General features: G+C 47.0%; 22 protein-coding genes. 6 read left to right on the top strand and 16 right to left on the bottom strand.

The window, feature by feature from the left end; genetic code table 11:
• Nucleotides 1–32: 32 nt before the first annotated feature.
• The 12 genes from PG915_RS16955 to urtA form a co-directional block, all read right to left on the bottom strand.
• Complete coding sequence (locus PG915_RS16955) at nt 33–755, bottom strand: urease accessory protein UreF (RefSeq protein ID WP_353499601.1); 723 nt, start codon at nt 753–755, stop codon at nt 33–35.
• A 3-nt stretch (nt 756–758) separates the two neighbouring features.
• On the bottom strand, nt 759–1331 hold the full coding sequence (locus PG915_RS16960; RefSeq protein WP_353499602.1) for a HupE/UreJ family protein: 573 nt from the start codon (nt 1329–1331) through the stop codon (nt 759–761).
• Between the two features lie 72 nt (nt 1332–1403).
• Complete coding sequence (gene ureE / locus PG915_RS16965; RefSeq protein ID WP_353499603.1) at nt 1404–1856, bottom strand: urease accessory protein UreE; 453 nt, start codon at nt 1854–1856, stop codon at nt 1404–1406.
• Nucleotides 1857–1888: 32 nt separating this feature from the next.
• Nucleotides 1889–3592 (bottom strand): urease subunit alpha, encoded by a 1704-nt coding sequence (gene ureC / locus PG915_RS16970; RefSeq protein WP_353499604.1) that lies wholly within the window; start codon nt 3590–3592, stop codon nt 1889–1891.
• Between the two features lie 87 nt (nt 3593–3679).
• The gene (locus PG915_RS16975) at nt 3680–4015 is read right to left on the bottom strand and encodes an urease subunit beta (RefSeq protein WP_353499605.1); all 336 of its coding nucleotides are present in this window, start codon (nt 4013–4015) and stop codon (nt 3680–3682) included.
• Between the two features lie 44 nt (nt 4016–4059).
• Complete coding sequence (ureA, locus tag PG915_RS16980) at nt 4060–4362, bottom strand: urease subunit gamma (RefSeq protein ID WP_353499606.1); 303 nt, start codon at nt 4360–4362, stop codon at nt 4060–4062.
• A gap of 33 nt (nt 4363–4395) precedes the next feature.
• Nucleotides 4396–5295 (bottom strand): urease accessory protein UreD, encoded by a 900-nt coding sequence (locus PG915_RS16985; RefSeq protein ID WP_353499607.1) that lies wholly within the window; start codon nt 5293–5295, stop codon nt 4396–4398.
• Nucleotides 5292–5987 (bottom strand): urea ABC transporter ATP-binding subunit UrtE, encoded by a 696-nt coding sequence (gene urtE, locus PG915_RS16990; RefSeq protein ID WP_353499608.1) that lies wholly within the window; start codon nt 5985–5987, stop codon nt 5292–5294. Before urtE ends, PG915_RS16985 begins: the two co-directional genes overlap by 4 nt.
• 1 nt (nt 5988) lies before the next feature.
• Entirely contained in the window at nt 5989–6840 is an 852-nt protein-coding gene (gene urtD, locus PG915_RS16995; RefSeq protein ID WP_353499609.1) for an urea ABC transporter ATP-binding protein UrtD, read from the bottom strand.
• Entirely contained in the window at nt 6837–8024 is a 1188-nt protein-coding gene (gene urtC, locus PG915_RS17000) for an urea ABC transporter permease subunit UrtC (RefSeq protein WP_353499610.1), read from the bottom strand. Before urtC ends, urtD begins: the two co-directional genes overlap by 4 nt.
• Before the next feature lie 9 nt (nt 8025–8033).
• The gene (urtB, locus tag PG915_RS17005) at nt 8034–9659 is read right to left on the bottom strand and encodes an urea ABC transporter permease subunit UrtB (protein WP_353499611.1); all 1626 of its coding nucleotides are present in this window, start codon (nt 9657–9659) and stop codon (nt 8034–8036) included.
• A 106-nt stretch (nt 9660–9765) separates the two neighbouring features.
• Entirely contained in the window at nt 9766–11055 is a 1290-nt protein-coding gene (urtA, locus tag PG915_RS17010) for an urea ABC transporter substrate-binding protein (protein ID WP_353499612.1), read from the bottom strand.
• 371 nt (nt 11056–11426) lie between these two features.
• Between urtA and PG915_RS17015 the strand changes: the two genes are divergently transcribed.
• From PG915_RS17015 to PG915_RS17025, 3 genes are all read left to right on the top strand, one after another.
• Nucleotides 11427–12803, top strand: a complete 1377-nt coding sequence (locus tag PG915_RS17015; protein WP_353499613.1) for an MATE family efflux transporter — start codon at nt 11427–11429, stop codon at nt 12801–12803.
• 177 nt (nt 12804–12980) lie between these two features.
• Nucleotides 12981–13670: a CatB-related O-acetyltransferase gene (locus PG915_RS17020; RefSeq protein ID WP_353499614.1), complete on the top strand. Its 690-nt coding sequence runs from the start codon at nt 12981–12983 to the stop codon at nt 13668–13670.
• A gap of 114 nt (nt 13671–13784) precedes the next feature.
• A complete protein-coding gene (locus tag PG915_RS17025; protein WP_353499615.1) occupies nt 13785–14210 on the top strand; it encodes a DUF6515 family protein in 426 nt (141 codons plus the stop codon).
• Between the two features lie 80 nt (nt 14211–14290).
• Here the strand turns inward: PG915_RS17025 and PG915_RS17030 are convergent, their stop codons facing one another.
• Complete coding sequence (locus PG915_RS17030; RefSeq protein ID WP_353499616.1) at nt 14291–14455, bottom strand: hypothetical protein; 165 nt, start codon at nt 14453–14455, stop codon at nt 14291–14293.
• Between the two features lie 141 nt (nt 14456–14596).
• Entirely contained in the window at nt 14597–15346 is a 750-nt protein-coding gene (locus PG915_RS17035; protein ID WP_353499617.1) for a hypothetical protein, read from the bottom strand.
• A gap of 155 nt (nt 15347–15501) precedes the next feature.
• Between PG915_RS17035 and PG915_RS17040 the strand changes: the two genes are divergently transcribed.
• Together PG915_RS17040 and PG915_RS17045 are read left to right on the top strand one after the other, a co-directional pair.
• Nucleotides 15502–16869: an NfeD family protein gene (locus PG915_RS17040; RefSeq protein WP_353499618.1), complete on the top strand. Its 1368-nt coding sequence runs from the start codon at nt 15502–15504 to the stop codon at nt 16867–16869.
• 9 nt (nt 16870–16878) lie between these two features.
• The gene (locus PG915_RS17045; protein WP_353499619.1) at nt 16879–17658 is read left to right on the top strand and encodes a slipin family protein; all 780 of its coding nucleotides are present in this window, start codon (nt 16879–16881) and stop codon (nt 17656–17658) included.
• A gap of 86 nt (nt 17659–17744) precedes the next feature.
• Here the strand turns inward: PG915_RS17045 and PG915_RS17050 are convergent, their stop codons facing one another.
• Nucleotides 17745–18887, bottom strand: coding sequence for a 1-acyl-sn-glycerol-3-phosphate acyltransferase (locus tag PG915_RS17050; protein ID WP_353499620.1), 1143 nt, complete (start codon nt 18885–18887; stop codon nt 17745–17747).
• A 199-nt stretch (nt 18888–19086) separates the two neighbouring features.
• On the opposite strand from PG915_RS17050, the gene PG915_RS17055 reads away from it, so the two are divergent.
• A complete protein-coding gene (locus tag PG915_RS17055) occupies nt 19087–19689 on the top strand; it encodes an AraC family transcriptional regulator (protein ID WP_353499621.1) in 603 nt (200 codons plus the stop codon).
• A 111-nt stretch (nt 19690–19800) separates the two neighbouring features.
• Here PG915_RS17055 and PG915_RS17060 read toward each other — a convergent pair whose 3' ends face one another.
• Nucleotides 19801–20295: a hypothetical protein gene (locus tag PG915_RS17060; protein ID WP_353499622.1), complete on the bottom strand. Its 495-nt coding sequence runs from the start codon at nt 20293–20295 to the stop codon at nt 19801–19803.
• Nucleotides 20296–20298: the final 3 nt, after the last annotated feature.

The raw sequence follows: 20298 nt of genomic DNA on the forward strand, positions 1-20298 counted from the left end.
GACAGCTCATCATCTACTGCCTCGTCATTAAGCTAAGAGCGGAATAGTCTTGTGTACTGTGTTTCGTGAAGGCTACTAGCAATGGACACCGAAGGTGTGAAACTGCCAATCATCCAATCTTCCGTCTGCTGTTCCATCTCTAATGCTTTTGAAAACTGATCCGAGAGATGAATTAACGCCAACTGCCCATCGGTTTGCCCTAGCGGCACCAGCTTTACACCGGCCATCACCAAATTCTCAGCCCAGCTCCACAGATACCCTTTCTTCAACTCGTTGACATTAATTTGCCAATGCACAGCAGCCACACATAGACCGAGCAGCTGATTGGGCAGATAGTCATCAAGCTCAATACCATCGACTCGAATGTCTAAGCGGCCCAGTAGCGTGTTGAGTGCAAGACCACGCTGCTTTTCCTCAGCGCGTAACTCTTTCGTTTCTCGACTACTAAAAAGCCGCTCACAGAGATCGTGGATTGTCGCCGTGTCACACGTTTGAATCGCTCGATACAGCCGGTCAATTATCGGCAGCTCCAACGTGGCAACACTGCTAAACAACATGTTCGCCAGCCACTCTTCCATCGAAGCGCGGTTTTTCACCCAACCCGCCTCAACCGCCCATTCAAGTCCTTGGGAGTAGGTAAAACCACCAATAGGAAGAGAAGGGCTAATAAGTTGAAATAGCCGATAGCTAGACACATCGTTGTTGGTAGTGGGCTCTAGGGCACTATCAAGAGCGGTATTGGCTCGTGATGTCATAGGCTAAGCTGCCAGTAGAAACAGTGAGCTTGCTGCCGCAACACCAACCGACATCCAACGAGATGCTACTCGGCTGCCAATTTGTGTGCCTAGAAGCATTAGTGTCGAGGCGCCAACGGCCATACCCATCGAAAACTGACCTAGCGTGCCTTCAGCTTCAACGCCGTGCGCGTAACCATGAAAGAACATCATTCCAATACAAAGTCCGACCGCGAGTTTTACCATTTTCTGCGACGCGCTAAATGCATGCCAGATAGCTGCGCTAACTACAAATAGAGACGCAACGATCGCCGTTTCAACCCCACTTACAAGACCAAATGTACTGCCTACAAGCAGTCCCAACATTAGAGTGATAAGGGCGCCAGCAACCAAACCAATTTTCTGCGCTGTTGTTGCGCTCAGACAGCCTACTAAAAGGCCAAAAGCGAGCAACATGATTAGGTGGTCCACGCCAGTCACTGGGTGCAATAAGCCGCTAGAAAACGCTGTAGATTCATGACCTGGGTGAGCCAGAGCCGTCATAGGCGCCAATACAAGAGAGCCAAGTGTTGCGAGTTTGAGGAATGTTGTTTTCATTGAAATTTCCTTTTCATTTTGTTTTTTTAGTAATTTGACGTTTTGATGTCGTCTTAATTTTGCTGCAGCGAATTAATGATGATGGTGATGGCCACCACTCTTGCCACCATAGGCACCGCCTTCTGGCTCAAAAGGTGCTATTTCTGAGGTGACTGTTGCACCGAGTCCCTCAACCATCTCATCCAATACATGGTCATGCTGATAGCGAACCCAGCCGAACTCGACTTGAAGGGGCACATGACGGTTACCTAGGTGATAGGCAACGCGCGTCAACAGATGCAGATCGCTGCAATAGACGGAAGATACTTGCTCTGGCGCGGCTTTCACTTCAATCACTAACCCACATTTACTTTTGAGCTGCTCTCCGCCTCGTAAGATGTGCCCCCTTGGTAAAAACAGTCCTGCATCGCGCCCATCATCAAGCATGACCTTAAGGCGGCTTTTAATGCGGCTATCGATTGGCAAACTTAAAAATGCGTGAGGCTGTGGCGCTAACTCTTTGGTTATTTCTATTAATTCAATCACTATGTTGTCCTCAAAAACTTTCTATACCTTCACTAAAACAAGAAGTAACGCTGAGCCATTGGCAGCACTTCTGCAGGTTCACACACCAGCAACTCTCCGTCCGCACGGACTTGATAAGTTTGAGAGTCCACCTCAATGTTGGGCTGCCAATCATTGAGCTTCATATCCGCTTTGCTGATAGTTCGACACTGCTTGGCGACACCAATCAAACTGCCCAGACCAAGCTGAGAAGCGATATCTGCGTCCGCGGCTGCTTGCGATACGAACAACATTGATGTGTTTTGCGATGCCTTGCCATAGCTGCCAAACATGGAGCGGTAATGCACAGGCTGTGGTGTGGGGATCGATGCATTGGGATCGCCCATTGGCGCCATCGCGATCATGCCACCTTTCAGCACAACACTCGGTTTTACGCCAAAGAAAGCGGGTTTCCAGAGCACTAAATCGGCCAACTTCCCGACTTCAATCGAGCCGACTTCATGTGCCATGCCATGAGTAATCGCTGGGTTGATGGTGTACTTGGCGACATAACGCTTGAGACGGAAATTATCGCTATAGCTAGAGTCCTGTTTGAGGCTACCGCGCTGCACTTTCATCTTGTGGGCGGTTTGCCAAGTGCGGGTAATTACCTCTCCAACACGCCCCATCGCTTGCGAGTCAGAGGCAATCATGGAAAACGCGCCTAGGTCATGAAGGATGTCTTCTGCGGCGATGGTTTCGCGTCTAATACGTGACTCAGCAAAAGCCACATCTTCTGCAATCGATGGTGATAAGTGGTGGCACACCATCAACATGTCGAGATGTTCATCGACTGTGTTAACCGTGTATGGCCTCGTTGGGTTCGTAGAGGATGGCAGCACATTCGATTCACCAGCCGCTTTGATAATATCTGGAGCATGACCCCCGCCTGCACCTTCGGTGTGGTAGGTGTGAATGACGCGGTCGCCAATAGCGCCCAGTGTCGATTCAACAAAACCAGATTCGTTGAGCGTATCGGTATGAATCGCGACCTGCACATCCATTTCATCAGCAACGGTTAAACAGGTATCAATGGAAGCCGGTGTCGTACCCCAATCTTCATGCAGTTTGAGACCCACCGCACCTGCCGCTATCTGTTCACGCAATGCCTCGGGTTGGCTGGCATTACCTTTACCGAGCAAACCAAAGTTCATGGGAAATTGATCCAAAGATTCAAGCATGCGGTGCATGTTCCAAGGAGCCGGTGTACACGTTGTCGCATTGGTGCCCGTATTTGGTCCCGTGCCACCACCAATCATCGTTGTGACGCCAGATGCCAACGCTTCTTCAATTTGTTGCGGGCAAATAAAGTGAATGTGGGAGTCAATGCCACCAGCGGTCAGTATTGAACCTTCACCCGCTAACACTTCGGTACCGGGACCAACAATGATATCAACACCCGGTTGTATGTCCGGGTTTCCCGCTTTGCCTAGTGCTTGAATACGCCCATTTTTTACTGCGACGTCTGCTTTAATAATGCCCCAGTAATCAAGAATCAATGCGTTGGTAATAACAAGGTCTGGTGTTTCCGCGCTTGGACGCTGACTTTGTCCCATCCCGTCACGAATGACCTTACCACCACCAAATTTAACTTCGTCACCATAAACGGTCAGATCTTTCTCAACTTCTAACCAAAGTTCTGTATCGGCCAAGCGAACTCGATCCCCTACCGTGGGACCAAACATCTCGGCGTATGCCTGTCTGGATATCTTCGCCATTTTTCTTCCTTGTTGTTTTTAATTTGGCGTTTTGTTTGCAAAGCGACATTACCTACCGCAATGCTTGCCTAACGTCAGTACCGGATGTTAAAGCGTTCCCATAACCTTGCCTTGGAAGCCGTAGACTTCGCGTTTACCTGCAAACGCCACCAGTTCCACGGTGCGAGACTGTCCCGGTTCAAAACGTGTGGCGGTACCTGCTGGAATGTTCAAACGGAATCCGCGAGTGAGTTCTCGGTCAAAGTTCAAGGCGTTATTGACCTCGAAGAAGTGGTAATGCGATCCAATTTGCACTGGGCGATCACCGAGATTTTCTACCTTCACAGACACTGTTTCCCTACCAACATTGAGTTCAATATCGCCTTTGGCGGTTTCAACCTGCCCTGGTACAAAGCCTGTGTATTGTTTTGAAGAACCTGCCATGTCACCTCCTAATTCTGTTAAACGCGTTTTTAAACATCAGTTTCTTAAACAATAGGTTCATGGACAGTCACCAATTTGGTGCCGTCGGGAAAGGTGGCTTCAACTTGAACATCGGGGATCATAGAGGGCACGCCGTCCATGACATCTTCGGTGGTAAGCAATGTGCGGCCAAAATCCATGAGTTCCGAAACGGTCTTGCCTTCTCTAGCACCCTCTAAAATGGCGCTAGAGATCAAAGCAACGGATTCTGGGTAATTCAGTTTTAAGCCTTTGTCTTTACGCTGCTTGGCGAGCATGCCAGCGCAAAAGATCAGAAGTTTGTCCTTCTCTCTTGGGGTCAATTCCATTGATAAGCCTTATTGTCGATTCTATTTGTTAGTTCAGGTTGCCCAAATCCTAGGTGGGTAAGGACATTCGCCTGTCCAATGCTCTCTCGCCGCCTGCCAAACTTGTTGGAAGCAATCTAAGATCACTTCGCTCCAGTTACCTAACGCACGAATTACAAGCAAATTTTCTAACTGGCTCGCAGCGATAACCACTGCACCTTTTTTGTTGTCTTGCTGCATGTTAATGAGCAAGCTCTGTACCAACTGGCAAAAATCATCGTCATCAATTGAAATATACAAGGTTCCCATCATTTGGTAGCCAAGTAGTCCTTTATTTTTCAGAAGGTTATCTTGCCCTCTAACATTCAACCCTTCTGTCAAAAGTCGCTTTCCATCAAGGTAAATCTCTGTTTTCCCTACCAAATGCCCAGAGCTAAATCCCTCATTTAGTGCAGGACGACCAAAACAGTGCATCTCCCAGCCCAAAAATTGTGCACCGGTTTCTAAATGCACCTCGGTATCCATACGTACATGAGCATCCGGGAAAAAGATGTTTTCTTGAGGCAGCCATTCAAGCCGAGAGTCCTTCTCAACCTTAAGGATCTGACGCTGTTTGGCGTACTTGGTCTCTGAGCGATAGAACTTGGTGGCACCGGGCGTCGTAATAAGCACCTGCGCTCCACGCTCTGCTATCGCCTTGATCTGTAATGTATCACCGCCAACCACGCCACCCGGTGGATGGAGTAGATAGGTATGACATGGACTCCCCTCGGGATAGAGCGGCCGCTGAATGGCGAGCGGCCCTTTTTGTGAACGGTGCTTAAGCACTGTTTTGTCACCTCGGTTAACAAAACCAAGATCGAGTGTCGCTTTCCAGCCAAACTCGGTTTGTGCATCAATAACCTGTCCAAGGCCTAGATGCGGCTCAACATGTGTTTGTGCAGCTGCCGTCATACCGTCAAATACTCCTTAATTAATCCATCATTCAGTGCCGACATTTCCCCTTCAGCGACTTGGCGACCTCGGTCGAGAATGCAGAATTGATCGCCCACTTTTCTCGCAAAGGGAAGTTTCTGCTCCACCAATAACACCGTCAGACCCAGCTTCTCATTGAGCATTCGAATGATGTCACCTATTTCCTGAACAATGTTTGGCTGAATGCCTTCGGTTGGCTCATCGAGAATCAACAGTTTCGGGTTCACCACCAGCGCACGGCCAATCGCCAATTGCTGCTGCTGACCACCCGATAAATCACCGCCACGGCGATGAAGCATCTCTTTTAGTACAGGGAACAGGTCGAAAATAAACTCTGGGATCTTACGGTCGCCCTTATCACGAATCGGAAGACCCACTTCTAGATTCTCCTGCACCGTTAGCATTGGGAAAATCTGCCTGCCTTGAGGCACATAGCCGATGCCCATTCGTGGGCGTGACTCAGCATCGTGCTTCAACAAGGACTCACCATGGAGCTGAATCTCGCCACTCTTGACTTTTACCAACCCCATAATGCACTGAAGTAGTGTGGTTTTACCGACACCATTACGTCCCATAAGCACGGTACATTTACCTTCAGGAATCGACATATCAAGATCCCACAAGGTGTGGCTTTCACCATAAAACTGATTAAGTGATTGAATCTGTAACATGCTATTCCCCTAGATAAACCTGTTTAACTTCCGGATGAGACTGAACCTGATCCATGGTTCCCTCAGCCAGTACATGACCTTGGTGTAGCACCGTCACATGGCTTGCGATAGAACGAACAAAGTCCATGTCGTGCTCAACCACCACCACTGAATGTTTACCGGCGAGCGAGTTAAGCAGCTCTGAAGTTCTGTCCATTTCTTGGTGCGTCATCCCTGCCACCGGCTCATCGACCAGTAATAGCTTGGGGTTTTGCATCAGTAGCATGCCGATCTCAAGCCACTGCTTTTGTCCGTGAGAAAGGTTCCCTGCATTTAGAGTGGCGTTGTCTTTTAAGTGGATAAGCTCAAGTACCGATTCCAACTTGTCTTGCTGCTCACCAGACAGAGAAGCGGTGTAAGTTCCCCACACACCACGAACGCCCGACATGGCAAGCTCTAAGTTCTGCCAAACCGTCAGACATTCAATCACAGTCGGTTTTTGAAACTTGCGGCCAACCCCTGCGTTGGCAATGTCAGATTCATTCATCTTAAGCAAGTTGATGTTTGAACCGAGCCAAACCTCGCCCGTGTCGGGTTTGGTTTTTCCGGTAATGATGTCCATCATAGTGGTTTTGCCTGCGCCATTAGGCCCAATGATGCAGCGCAGTTCCCCTTCCTTGATATAGAGGTTTAAGTCATTAATCGCTTTAAAGCCATCAAAGCTCTTGTTCACACCTTCTACATACAAAAGAATATTGTGGCGAGTGTCGACAAGCGGGTGTTGCTCAGGCTTTAAAAATGAGAACACTTCATCGCGTTTGGTGATCTCTTGTACCGAGGTTTTGAACTGCTGGGCTCTGTGTAACGTCGTCATACTGTTACCTCCTTGTCAGACTCCTGAGCGGGCGTAGATCGCTTCTTCATTAAAGCTATTTTGTCTGAAATAAAACCAATCAAACCTTTCGGGAAGTACATGGTCGACAAAACGAACAGCCCCCCGAGGGCAAAGAGCCACACTTCAGGAAACTCAACTGTAAACCAGCTCTTGGCGTAGTTGATAACCAGCGCACCGACAATGGCTCCAAACAAAGTGGCTCGACCACCAAGCGCCACCCACACGACTATTTCAATAGAGTTGAGTGGAGCAAATTCACCTGGGTTGATGATGCCAACTTGAGGAACATAAAGCGCACCCGCGATACCAGCGATGACCGCTGATAGGACGAATATCCATAGCTTGATGCCATCGACGTCATACCCCATGAAGCGCGTTCTCGACTCCGTATCGCGGATTGCCATAGAAACGCGCCCAAGGCGACTACCGATCACTGTTCGGCAAACAATGTAGCTGACAACGAGTGCAATCCCCGTTACCACGAACAGAGCAATTTTGGTGGAATCCTGCTGCAGACTAAACCCTAGGATATCTTTGAAATCGGTCAGGCCATTATTGCCGCCAAAACCCATTTCATTGCGGAAAAAAGCCAACATCAAAGCATAGGTCAGAGCCTGAGTCATAATGGAGAGATAAACCCCAGAAACGCGAGAGCGAAACGCCAGATAACCGAACACGTACGCCAATGCCCCGGGCACAAGCACAACCATCAGGCAAGCAAACCAAAACTGGTCAAAACCGTGCCAAAACCAAGGAAGTTCTTGCCAATTTAGGAACACCATAAAGTCAGGCAATATCGGGTTGCCATACACTCCCCTATCGCCAATCTGGCGCATCAAGTACATCCCCATGGCATAACCACCAAGCGCAAAGAAGGCGCCATGCCCTAAACTGAGGATCCCGAGATAACCCCAAACCAAATCGACCGCCAAAGCCAGCATGGCATAGCTCAGATACTTGCCCATCAGTGAAATAGTAAACGTCTCAACGTGAAGCGGATGACCCGATGGCAATAGTGTGTTCGCTAGCGGAATAAAAATAACGGTGGCTAAGATAGCTAAGATTGTCAGCTGTCCACCTTTATCACCACGCATTGCCGCGAGTACAAACGACTTAGACGCAGAGCCTGTCGGCTGTCCAGAAGATTGAATTGTTGATTGCATATGTTTTCCTTAACCTTCTGCCGCACGACCACGTTGTGGGAAGAGTCCACGAGGGCGTTTTTGAATGAACAAGATGATGAATACCAATACCAAGATCTTGGCAAGAACGGCACCTGCCCATGGTTCAAGGATCTTGTTAAATAGGCCAAGGCTCAGTCCCGCAACTAAGGTTCCCCATAGATTTCCAACACCACCAAACACCACCACCATGAAGGAGTCTATGATGTAGGCTTGTCCCATGTTAGGCCCTACGTTGGTAAGCTGAGATAACGCCACACCGGCGACACCCGCAACACCCGAGCCCAGTCCAAACGTCATGGCATCGACTCGCTCTGAGCGAATACCCATCGCTCGTGCCATTGCTCTGTTTTGAGACACTGCGCGAACCTGAAGGCCGAGCGGTGTTTTCTTTAACACCATCACCAAGCCCACAAACACCATGATGCAGAACAGAATGATGTATAAGCGGTTATAAGTCAGAGACAACATTGGGTTGATATTCAAAGCACCAGACATCCAGTCTGGCGTGCTCACAGAACGGTTAAGAGGAGAGAAAATAGAACGAACCGCTTGCTGCAAGATCAAGCTGATACCAAATGTTGCCAGTAAGGTTTCTAAAGGTCGGCCATAGAGGTGACGGATAACACTGCGCTCTATCGCAATACCGACCAAACCAGAGACAACAAACGCCATCGGAATTGAAAGGATAAGCGCCATACCGATACTGTTTGGCATAAGCTGCTGCATCACATACGTGGTGTACGCGCCAATCATAATAAGCTCGCCATGAGCCATGTTGATAACGCCCATCACACCAAAGGTAATGGCAAGACCGATGCCTGCCAGTACTAATACTGAACCTAGACTCAAACCAAAAAAGACGGTTTCGACACCTGAGTAGAACTTCTGACTCTGCTGATAGCTATCAAGCGCACGCTCGGCCGCAGCAACGACAAGCTCGTCTTTTTCTTTGTCGATAACCTGGTTCAAGGTCTGCAAGACAACCGATTGTTTGTAACCAGATAGGGTTTCTATCGCAGTGATTTTGTCTGTGTTCGTGTCCCCTGTTAGCGATTGGTCAATCGCCAGTGCCAAGTTAAGAATGTTGAGCACATCAGCATCGTGCTCAATCTCCTTTCTTTGCTTCAGCTTCGCCATAACGGCGTCATCCGTTTTGCCTAAAAAGGCGGTTACCGCACTTAACCGAATCGAAGGTTCGGAGTTCGACAAACCAAGCGATGCGATTTCTAGGCGAATCATGCCGCGTAATTTGTTGTTTACTCGAACTTTCTTAAACTGACGAGAGGATTCGATGGCCAACGTCGTATCATCCCAAGCGCTTTTTGCAGTGGGAGACTTTTTGATGTTGTCTGAAATGTACAAAGCCTGAAACTGCTCACTCTTTTTGTCTTTGACATAATAGAGGTCACCTTCAAGCCAAGCGGTTAATACCGATTTTGCGACTGCTGAAGATTCATTCTCAACAATCCAAGTCATTGCTGACTCTTTTAGAGGGTTGTTTTTTCCGATGAGTGCTTGGGCAAACGTCTCCCTGTCACTTACGCTAGCCAACGCGAAGTGCGTACTCAAAACAAAGAACACCACGACTTTCAATATGTGAATTATGGTTCTCATGAAATGCGTCCTTTTGGCTGCCAGAGCCTGACGTGAACTCCAGCGAAATAAAAAGGTACCTCAGCCCTTTAAGGAAGGAACGGGAGAGGTACCGAATATCGAGGATTTATTGCGCGCTACCTGAACACTTGCCTGTCTCTACGTTGAATGCGCCACATGAGAATGGCTTCGCCCAGCTAGAGTAAAGCTTCGCTGATTCGGGTAGGTAGTTAGACCATGCGTCACCTGCTACTAGACCAGTGGTTTCCCAAACAACGTCAAACTGACCGTCATCTTGGATTTCACCGATTAGAACCGGTTTTGTGATGTGGTGGTTTGGTAGCATGGTTGAGTAGCCACCTGATAGGTTTGGTACCGACACGCCGATCAATGCGTCCTGTACTTTTTCAGCATCTGTCGTACCTGCGTTCGTCACCGCTTGTGTCCACATATTGAAGCCAATGTAGTGTGCTTCCATCGGATCGTTGGTGACACGTTTTTCGCTTGCAATGAACTTCTGCCACGTTTCAACGAACTCTTCATTCGCATCAGTATCCACGCTCATGAAATAGTTCCATGCCGCTAAGTGACCCACCAACGCGGAAGTATCCATACCTGATAGTTCTTCTTCACCAACCGAGAATGCCACAACAGGGATGTCTTCAGATGAGACGCCTTGTGCTCCTAGCTCTTTGTAAAATGGTACGTTTGCGTCACCGTTGATGGTTGATACAACGGCAGTTTTCTTGCCTTCAGAACCAAATTTCTTGATGTCAGAAACAATCGACTGCCAGTCAGAATGACCAAACGGCGTGTAGCTAATCATGATGTCTGATTCGCTCACCCCTTTCGATTTCAGGTAAGACTCTAAGATCTTGTTGGTCGTGCGCGGATAAACGTAATCCGTACCAGCTAACACCCAACGTTCTACTTCCAATTCATCCGTTAGGTAGTCAACCGCAGGAACTGCTTGTTGGTTTGGCGCAGCGCCGGTGTAAAACACATTCTTCGATGACTCTTCACCCTCATACTGCACTGGGTAGAAAAGAATACTGTTTAACTCTTCAAACACAGGAAGCATCGATTTGCGAGATACGGACGTCCAACCACCGAATACCACATCAACCTTCTCCTTCTCAATCAGCTCACGTGCTTTCTCGGCAAATAGAGGCCAGTTTGACGCAGGGTCTACCACAACAGCTTCAAGCTTTTTGCCCAATAGGCCGCCTTTCTTATTTTGCTCTTCCACCAACATCAAAATGGTGTCTTTCAGTGTCGTCTCACTGATTGCCATCGTACCTGATAGTGAGTGTAGAACGCCAACTTTGATCGTTTCCTCTTCAGCCATCGCCATGCCAGATGCAAAAGCCAGTGACGCGCCCATCGCTGTAAGCTTTAATTTGAACGTCATGTTCATGTTGGATATCTCCTTGTTATGAATAGTTATTCAAATCTATTACTTCAAGAAGAGTGCCAATTTGGACAACATTGTTAATAGCGACATAACGTCTTGAATATATAATAGTTTTATTTTTTGTGCACAACTTGGATACGGTTAGTTCAATTTGGTGCGCTGCATCTTGGTGCAATTACAGTTCAAATTTCACCAGATTAGAGAAATCACTCGCATAAGCACCAATTTAATGCAATCGAGTTAATAACTTGGCACTCTTATGAGCGCAAGACACTGGAAATTATGCGAGGTAACTCTCACTACATAAAGAGTAATTCGTTGCATATTGTGATCAAAATCAGTAGCTTGAAAATTAAGCAACCAGGGAGAACGCTATGGAGCCACCGTCGTATCGCTACTTTGTTAAAAATGTCCTAATACTAGGGATTCCAATTGCACTGCAAAGCTTGTTGATGAGCAGTTTAGGTTTTGTCGACAGTTTAATGATCAGTCAATTAGGTACAGAGGAAGTCGCGGCGGCGGGCATTGGCGCTCGAATATTTTGGGTTTCCATCGTCTTGGTTTGGGGACTGGGCTCCGGTATGGGAATCTTGTTAGCCCAATACTGGGGTGCGAACGATGAAAAAGGCCTTAAGCGCTATCTCGCGCTGGGTACAGGAGTCACTCAAGGACTTGCCTTTTTTTGCTTCGTACTCTGCTTTTTCATGCCGACCTTATTGCCGAGTTTGTTCAATCCAAGCGAAACTGTACTGGCACTCGCCAGTGACTATGTTCAACTTCTTGGCATTGCCATGTGTCTATCTGGGCTTGGTATCGCCGCTGACACGGCGCTGCGCTCAATAGGACAGACCCGTATAAACCTATATGTGTCGATATTAGAAGTCGCCCTCAATGTGGTTTTGAATTACATTCTGATATTCGGCTACTTAGGTTTGCCCGCAATGGGTCTTATTGGTGCAGGGATCGGCAGCGTTATCGCTCGTTCAATACGCCTAATCGTAATACTGGTTATCATCTATCGCTACTTTCCAGTTCTGGCATTGCGTTGGCAAAACGTTGTCGAGGCTTGTGAACGAAGCATGGTGAGTAAGTTCGTCACCATTACATACCCGATAATGGTCGGTACGGTGATTTGGTGCGCCGGTATCTTTACATTCAACATCATTCTTGGTCGCATGGGACAAACCGAACTCGCAACGATGGCGGTGATTACGCCACTAGAGTCCGTTGGTCTTGCCTTAGGTCTCGGCCTATCTAATGCTACCGGTATCATTATTGGCAACAGCTTAGGCGCGAATCAATTTAAGCACAGTACACAATATGCCAGGTGGGCGCTTCAATCTGCCTTTATTGTGGGCGCGTTACTTGGGGGCATTTTATTAGTCGCGCAAAGTGCCCTTTTATCTCTCTATGGCGCGTTATCTGATGACGTCACAGAACTCATGATTATGAGCTTCCCTGTTATGGCGCTGAGCATCATGTTGCGAACCATCAACATCACTTTAATCGTTGGTGTACTGAGAAGTGGTGGGGACAGTAAATTTTGTATGAACATGGACTTCGTTTGCCAATGGATGTGGGCAGTTCCTGTAACTGCTATGGGTGCTATCGTGTTTGAATTGCCTTTTACTACTGTACTGCTTTTGATGACATCGGAAGAAATTATTAAGGTTCTGCCCGCGGCATGGCGAGTCTACAGTGATAAATGGGTAAACAATTTAACTGAAAATACCGAGCGCTCAGCTGCTTAGCTGAGCGCAGTTTTAAGTCGAAATAGGGCTAATACGATGCCCTTTCATACCTTTCCCTAAATCCGACATGTTTTCCTAGTAAACTAGTGGCCTAAAAACCGATAAACAAGACTAGATTTGGACTTACACTGTTCTCATGCTAGTTTTTGTGAGTCACTACCAAAAAGAAGCAACAACATGAATCCTTTTCCCAATTGGCTTCAAGGCCAAGTCATAAAAGATACAATCACTAACCCTAATATTCAGGTCGGCGATCACTCCTACTATTCAGGTTTTTATCACGGAAAAAACTTCGAAGAGTGTGCCGTGCGCTATCTGCTTGGCGATCCACCGACTCGAGAAGTATGGGAAAGCGGTCTCTATCCAAATATCGATAAGCTCTACATTGGTAAGTTTTGCTCTATCGCATCAGGGGCGACCTTTATGATGGCTGGCAACCAAGGCCACCGAATGGACTGGATATCGACGTTTCCTTTTCCGAGTGAGACCTTTGGCGACAAAGTTCAAGATGGCTTTCTGCCCTCCGGAGACACTGTTATCGGCAACGATGTCTGGATTGGTTCTGAAGCGATGATAATGCCTGGGGTAACAATTGGCGACGGAGCGATTATTGGTGCACGTTCGGTGATCACCAAAGACGTCGCGCCTTACACTGTGGTGGTCGGTCATAACACCGTCATAAAAAAGCGCTTTACCGAGCAAGAAATCCATAAGCTTTCACAAATGAAATGGTGGGATTGGCCTCTAGCATCGTTGAAAGAGGCTATGGATATCATGTGCAGTCCTGATATCAATGCCTTGTTTGAGTTTTACCAAAGTAGCGATGCGCTCACAGGCGGCAAGTTGAGTAATTCACCCCACAAATAGTTACAGAACACCCCATTTAGCCCCCATCAAATCACGACTCGTTCATGACAAAGTACTAACCCACAAACATCCACGAAACGGAACAATGGCTCAAAGTTTTCAATTGAGCCATTTATGACTTACAAATCTTTGTTTTCCACACTCATTATCTGCACCGTGCTTGGAACCAGCCCTGTTTTTGCAGACCCTTGGCACAAGTTTATCGACAAACCTTGGAAAGAACATAAACACAAACATAAAAAGAAAGAAGTGCATGTCGTTCATCACTATCCAAAACACCGCCTACCTAAAGATGCCATTTTATTGGCCATCGCAGGCGTAACATACGCGCTCATCGATGGACATTATTACCAGCAGAGAAAAGAGAAATATGTGTTTGTCGAAAAGCCGCCAAAGCGTCGCTATCGGCCGGGTAAAGTGATTAGACAGCTTCCTGAAGGGGCTACGGCAGTCAATAAACGTGGCCAACAGTACTTTGTATCGAGAGGGAATTGGTTCTTGTCCATCGGAAATGGCAAGTATGTGGTGGTAGAACCGTAGAAAAGTTAGAAGCGGTTTAGGCGATACTCACATGTGCTGCTTTAGCGAGTATCGCTCCTTTCAAATCCTTGAAAAGCTGGTTACATCACCCAAGTTAGGCTTAGTAACAAAATCACAGCTGAAGTAGCAAGGTACATTGCAACGATAGTTGCAATTTCAGCCACAGTAGACGTCGACGACTTAGATGCGCTCTCTACTTTGTTTGATTTTTCAGTGTCCAATGTTGATAGCAGTGCTGAGTTCATTGTTCTCACCCTTGTGTAATAACATTTCAAAAGACAGCACGAATTCTACCCATTTTGTGAGCAAGGTCAAATATTTTCAGTAAGTTAGTTACGAAATTTTATATTGGTTTCGGATTAGTTTTATTTATCCAAATGCAGTGTCTAAGAATAGGCTTGCTCAGCAGCTTTTATAAATCCTTGCTGCGCATTTGCCATAATAGGGTTGCCATGTGCAGGCAATAGCACGCTGTAATCAAGTCTTGCTTTCTCCATCAACTCGTCTTTTTCGGGTTTCGCGAGCTCTAGCCAACCTGGGCCAAAATTGCTCGGCGCAATAAAACCCATTCGCTTCATCATGATTTTGGCAAACCAGTTAAAGTACTTATCAGGCTTAGGCCAGTTCTGCATGCTGTCTCCCGCCAGCAGAATGCCGCCTTCTCGCTCCAGCAATATCAAGCCTTCTTTAGGATGACTGGTCGTAAACTCATGATAAGACGCACCTTTAATCGGAAGTTCACTGCCAGGCTTTAATATCCGATCTGCTCGGTAATATTCTTCCTTAGTAGACTTAGCGAAGCCACGCACATACGGAGCCTCTACAGACCAAAGCGTGGCTTTAAACGTCTCTTTGTAAAATGGGTCATCAAAACCATGGAATGCAGCTAGACGCACCACATGAGTGACATCACCAAGTTCATCTAGTTGTGCGATACCTTTTTCGTTCAATCGCACAGAGTTCACCAAAATCAGCTCACCACCCTGCTTAATCACCATCATATTGCGACTAAACGTCATTTTGAACGGACCATATTTAGGTTGAGGCGCTTTCATCTCCACCGAGCCTGTCACCATATAGATGTCATTGATGATGTGATGCAGTTCGCCATGAGGCAGTGGTTCTGGGTAGATCATAGCCGCTCCTATGTATGAAGGTTGCTGATTTTGATGGTTTCTATTTACATCATGCTTGAGTCTAGACGGACTATGTAGTTGTAGCCATTATCAGAGGGAAATCGCCTATACTTTAAAGACAACAAGCGCATCAAATCCTTGAATAGGAGGATGGTATGAAACGTTTGTGGCTTCTACTTATCACACTAACCCTGTTTGCTGGTCAGGCGCTAGCAAACACCGTTTGGATTTTACCTGTCAACGGGGCGATTGGACCGGCAAACAGTGACTATCTATCACGTGAAATAGAACTGGCGCATACGCAGGGTGTAAGCCTTATTATCCTGAAAATGGACACTCCAGGCGGTTTGGACAGTGCCATGCGAGATATTGTCCACGCTATTACTGCTTCCAATATCCCTATCGCGACTTGGGTTGGACCTGCTGGGTCACGTGCAGCCAGTGCTGGCACGTATATTTTGCTCGCCAGCCATATTGCTGCGATGGCCGAAGGCACCAACCTTGGCGCCGCCACTCCCGTTGCTTTGGGCGGGAGTAAGTCACCAACATCTCCGGTAGGAGAAGATGATGATAAAGAACCTGTCAACGACGATTACAACTCACAGCAAGTTCCCGCTAAAACCGCATCAGAGAAAAAGGTCATTAATGATGCGAAAGCCTATATCAAAGGTCTTGCTAGGCTCCATGGTCGAAATGCTGAGTGGGCTCAAAAAGCGGTAACCGAAGCTGCCAGTCTCGATGCCACTGACGCGTTAGAACTCAATGTCATTGATTACTTGGTCAATTCCCCTGAAGAGTTGATCAACGCCATCAATGGGAAAACCATCACTGTCGCCAACCAAAATGTGACACCGTCAATTGAAGTTCCCATTTTTGTTGAACGCATACCTGATTGGCGCGCAGAGATGCTGGCCGTTATCACTAATCCCAACGTCGCCTATATCTTAATGCTGATTGGTATCTATGGTCTTCTTCTTGAGTTCTATAACCCTGGTATTGGACTTCCTGGCGTGCTTGGTGGTATTTGCTTGTTGCTTGCCATGTACGCACTGCAAATGATGCCTTTGAATTACGCAGGACTTGCTCTTTTGTTGCTTGGAATCGCACTCATGGTGGCGGAAGCATTTAGCCCAAGCTTCGGCATCCTAGGGCTTGGTGGGCTCGTTGCCTTCGTGCTGGGCTCGATTTTTCTTATGGATAGTGAGCTGCCCAATTTTCAGGTAGCGCTGCCACTCATCATCGGCATAGGCATATTTTCATTGGCGCTCATTCTCCTGGTCGTGGGTTTGTTGCTTCGCATTCGTCGCAAGCACATCACAACGGGTACAGAAACTTTTCCAGGTAAGGTCGCAGTCGTCAGCGATGACTTTGTCGATGGGCATGGGCGAGTTCAATTAAATGGTGCACTTTGGAGCGCAACAACCGATGACAGCGCCAATCCTTTGCGCGGAGACAAAGTCACAATCGTCGATATTCAAGGACTAAAGCTTAAAATCACATCCCATCACCGCCCACACAATTAGGAGGCGCGTATGTTAAGTTACACATTTGGAGTCATTGCCGTTTTATTGATTGCACTGGCGACACAAATTTTCAAAGTACTGCGCGAATATGAGCGTGGCGTAGTATTCTTTCTTGGTCGATTTCAAGAGGTAAAAGGGCCTGGCCTAATTATCTTGATTCCCTTTATTCAGCAAATGGTGCGTGTCGATTTAAGAACGGTGGTTCTTGATGTGCCGACGCAAGACTTAATTACCCGCGACAATGTATCAGTGCGCGTCAATGCCGTAGTCTATTTCCGCGTCGTTGATCCGCAAATGGCGATCAACAACATCGAAAGTTACAGCGATGCCACTAGCCAACTATCACAAACGACCCTACGCTCTGTGCTAGGTCAACATGAACTGGATGAACTGTTGTCAGAAAGAGAACGTCTTAACAAAGATCTACAAGCCATACTCGATCAGCAAACCGATGACTGGGGCATAAAAATCGCGACTGTTGAAGTGAAACATGTCGACCTAAACGAAAGCATGGTCAGAGCCTTAGCAAGGCAAGCAGAAGCCGAACGTAACCGCCGAGCGAAAATCATTCATGCAACTGGTGAGCTCGAGGCATCGAATAAATTGAAAGAGGCTGCTGAGATCCTGAATCAAGCTCCGAACGCACTGCAACTTAGGTACATGCAAACACTCACCGAAATAACCAATGACAAGACCTCCACTATTGTATTTCCACTACCAATCAACTTAGCGGAAGCGGTATCAGACATCGCTCAAGCAATCCCAAAAGACAAACCTGGCGATAGCTGAGCTCAGTACACCACATAAAAAAATACCACCCTTGGAGAAGTCCAAGGGTGGTATTTTCAATGCTCTAAATAGTGTTCGAAACGTCTTTACGCTTCTGCGGCTTCTGGCATCTCTGCTTTATCTAGCAAAATGTTCTTCACCGGGTTGGCATAGCTATCCAGCAAATATTGGTGTGCGCCCTCTGGCAGCACATCAAACTTCTCTTTTAGCGTTGTGCGCGTTGCTTCAGTAATGGTGTCATCTTCCAAACCAGCAGCCAACTTGTTAATTGGGAACAAAGTGTAGTTTGCATGGATTTGGCGGTCGATCTCTTGCGCCAATGCGTCTGGTGTTTCAAAGTCTTGATCAATCACATCACCAAACACCACGTTTACGCGGTCTTTGCGGCCAACAATGCCTTGCACGATGCTTTCGATATCTTCAAACTCACCTTTTTGATAGTTGCCATGCGTCGCTTTTTCATAAAGTTCTTTTGCTTTAGCAATATCACAAGGGTCGTTTTCGTAAGAGACCGACACTGGGACAATTTTTAACGAACGAATGTACTCTGCGAATGCCACTTTTTGCTTGCGACCTTCAACATGGAACATCTTAAGAATCGCAGGGTCAGTGAAATCGTTGCCATCTTTTGCACGACCTTCTTTCTGAGCAATCCAGATTGAGTTTCCAGTATCCAGTGAGTGCTTAATGTACGAAGACAACGTGCCCAAAGCTCTCATCATCTCACGTGAGCCTTTAAGCGAGCGCTTAACGATAAAGCTCTTGTTGAGGCGCATAAGCTCAGTTGCACAGGGCTTTTTAAGTAAATTATCACCAATAGCAATACGCACGGTTCTGTGGTTGTTTTGGTGTAGGCCGTAGTTAACAAGCGCCGGATCCATCGCGATATCACGGTGATTCGACACAAATAGGTAAGAGGTGTTTTTATCTAGCTTATCAAGACCTTGATAAGTCACACCTTGTGTTGTTGCGTTTAGCGTTTGCTCTAGATACTTTTTCACTTCTAGCTGGATCGCTTCTACGCTATCAAGCTTAGCCCACTTGAATTTTAGGTACACTTTAACCAATGGGCTCATCAGCGCTTTAAACCAAGGCGCATGATTAGAAAAACGGTGCTGCAAAATAGCATCAATAAATTCAGCGTCGTTGATCAGTCGATCAATCGCGGCTGGGATTTCGTCATCATTGTAAGGACGAATATCAATATAAGGATCTGTCTGTGTTGTCATGTTTGCTACATCAAATTAAAAGCTGCCATATTCTACGCCCTGTGACTAAAGACCGCAGCCCTATTGCGTCTATTTTTGTTAAGGTCAGACCACAGTTTTAGCATCTTGTTCACTAACAACCACATAAAAGTGTGATCTTTAGTTGGCATTCCCCCCTTCAGGGGGTAACCTACGCGCAGATCCACAGCTTAAGACCACCATGAATCACGCAATCGACTTTCAATCAAACAGTTACGACTTTGTCACCATCACCGCACGTAAAAAAACGCTGCATAACCAGCTAATTCGTGTCGAGGAAGGTCAAGTGATAGTCAGACTGGGTAAAAACGAATATCTATTCCAAGCTGGCGAACTCTTTTGGCTGCCGTTTGACTGCCTAACAAGCTTGACAATACTACCGCATACCAAGCTTAGTACGGTGAAGTTTTCAATTCGTTTGCGCGATAAGTTTCCGGGACAAGCCGGCCATATCAAAACCACACCACTAACGAGTGCGATTCTAGATAGACTCACCACCGCATCAAGTGACGTGATTAAAAACGATCTGCTGCAAGTCCTACGCCATGAAGTTGCTGCGATGTCACCTGCACTCACTCTAGACAGCACCAGTGAAAACATCTCGCGCTGGACACCGGGTTCAAATACCGTATCTGGTGAATTGGCATTAGTGCTTCTTGTTCGTGAAGCTCGCAAGCTTAAACTGTCTGGTAAAAAACCAGAGGCGATTTGTGAGCAGTTGTTCGCTGGTAATCAAGCACAGTTCCAGCAGCTTACCCAAAACCTGCTGGGTACGGAACTATAGGTGACACCCTTTCGGGTAAATGTTCTCACCACATGCAACAAAGCGAGCCTAGGCTCGCTTTGTTATTATTCTGCTTAGCTCTATTCAATGAGTGAAAGTGACCAAAACGCTCTAAAATGGCACTTCAACTTGCATCATCATGTCGCCTTGGTAATCCTGGTGCCAACGATAATCAAGACGCAACCTAGGCTCTTTGCCTTTTTCGCCAAATCCAACACCAAAGTGCAGACCCTGCGCCATTAACCACTCTTGCATCGACATTTCATCTTTACGACGAGCAATTTCATCGGGTGCCCAGAGACCAATACCAACAAAGCTGTTGTCGATGTTTCCAGTTAACACAGGTTCAGATTCTTGAGTTAACAACCATTGATCCCAGTAGGAGTCTTGCAAAGTGTTAGTTGGCGTTTCAGGTTCAATAAGACCACCAAGTGTCACAACTTGGTTGCCGATGTAGCTAAACGGCTTGGTGATTAGCGAGCAAAAAGACTCTTCCTCCGTCGCTTTAATAACGACAGACTTACTCGAATTACTCTCACAAAATGCATACGCAAGAGGGCTACTGACGGCCACTGCTAAAGCAATACAAATCCATGTTGCTTTCATTTT

This window comes from Vibrio sp. CB1-14 (genome assembly GCF_040412085.2).
Lineage (GTDB): Bacteria > Pseudomonadota > Gammaproteobacteria > Enterobacterales > Vibrionaceae > Vibrio > Vibrio chaetopteri.